At 42.2% G+C, this 1,157-nt stretch carries 1 protein-coding gene and 1 pseudogene; both read right to left on the reverse strand.

Annotation, left to right across the window (positions count from 1 at the left end):
• Nucleotides 1-178: 178 nt before the first annotated feature.
• Nucleotides 179-535, reverse strand: coding sequence for a hypothetical protein (locus tag PseudUWO310_RS22560; RefSeq protein WP_143190601.1), 357 nt, complete (start codon nucleotides 533-535; stop codon nucleotides 179-181).
• A 24-nt stretch (nucleotides 536-559) separates the two neighbouring features.
• A pseudogene (locus PseudUWO310_RS22565) lies at nucleotides 560-974 on the reverse strand (type II toxin-antitoxin system VapC family toxin).
• Nucleotides 975-1,157: the final 183 nt, after the last annotated feature.

The raw sequence follows: 1,157 nt of genomic DNA on the forward strand, positions 1-1,157 counted from the left end.
TCACGCTGTCATCCTCGAAATCAAGTCTGATAGCTATCGTCGTCTGGTTGCTTCTACTCGCTCTCAGTCAACTTAACTTTCCATTTTTGTGGCTCTCTCTCAACGATCTAACCTTGTCGTGGCGATCGGTTCTTGGCGCGAATTTATGTTTGCGATCTGAACTGCTCTTTCGCGTCAACTACCCGACATTATTCTGTCGCGTCACGACAAAACCCTTGACATTTAATACAATTTCAAAGGCTTGTTCTTGGTGGTAGCGAAAATGAAAGGGTTCTCCTTTATCAGTTCGGAAATATTGAGAACAGTCTGGATGTAAGATGCCTGCGGCAATAAGTTCGCTGGTGGTACGTCCTTTTTGATATTCGGGAGTTAGTTGCAGGAGGGGTGGTGTCCAGAGATGTCCATCGTTTAACTCCTGTTCGACAAACTCTTTGAGTCGCGGATCGGAGATTTTGAGAAAGCTTTCGATGTAGCTGCGATATTCATTGATGATGCGATCGCGTTGAGCAAAGATGTTAAGTGCGTTAGGTTTCATTTTCGATTCTGCATTTACTGATGTTTATTTTTGAAATAGATTTTCAAATGGTTCTGTATTTTTCCAGCGATAGGTGTTGAAGTCTCGATAATCGACGGACAAAATACGACCATGTCCTAGCTCTTCTGCGAGGATGACTAGGGAAGCGTCGGCTAAGTCCATTGGTAAGTTTCAATATTTTTCCATAAGCTGTTCGATACGAGGACAATGGATCGAGATCGAATATTTTCACCATTCCTGCTGCAATTTTGCGGATGAAGAGTTTTGGTGCATCTATCCCCACTCTTTTTTGCATGAGGTAACAGGTTTCTGTAACTACGCACCAAGTTGTAATAAATTCTTCGTTCTCTAGTTTTTGAAATAGTTGAGTAGCAGATTGATGAGCAGCATCTTTCCGATTTGCCAGAGCTAACAAAAAGCCAGTATCAACGATTAGCATATTTTTGTTCGAGTTCGTTACTCAGGGAGGTTTTGTAATTTTTGGATAGATCTGGTTCTTACTTTTCCCGTTAAGTATGAATTTGGGCAAGAAGCCAGCCTTGGCAAAGTTCACGTAAATTAGACCAACCACGCCAGAGAACTTGAATACCAATGGGAGATTTGCGACGATGCTCAAGATACC

The sequence above is a fragment of the Pseudanabaena sp. UWO310 genome (assembly GCF_006861605.1).
In the GTDB taxonomy this organism is placed as follows: Bacteria; Cyanobacteriota; Cyanobacteriia; order Pseudanabaenales; family Pseudanabaenaceae; genus Pseudanabaena.

What these genes read in the sequence shown, in the direction of transcription:
- PseudUWO310_RS22560 (WP_143190601.1), bottom strand. Translation starts at nt 535, where the DNA reads ATGAAACCTAACGCACTTAACATCTTTGCTCAACGCGATCGCATCATC.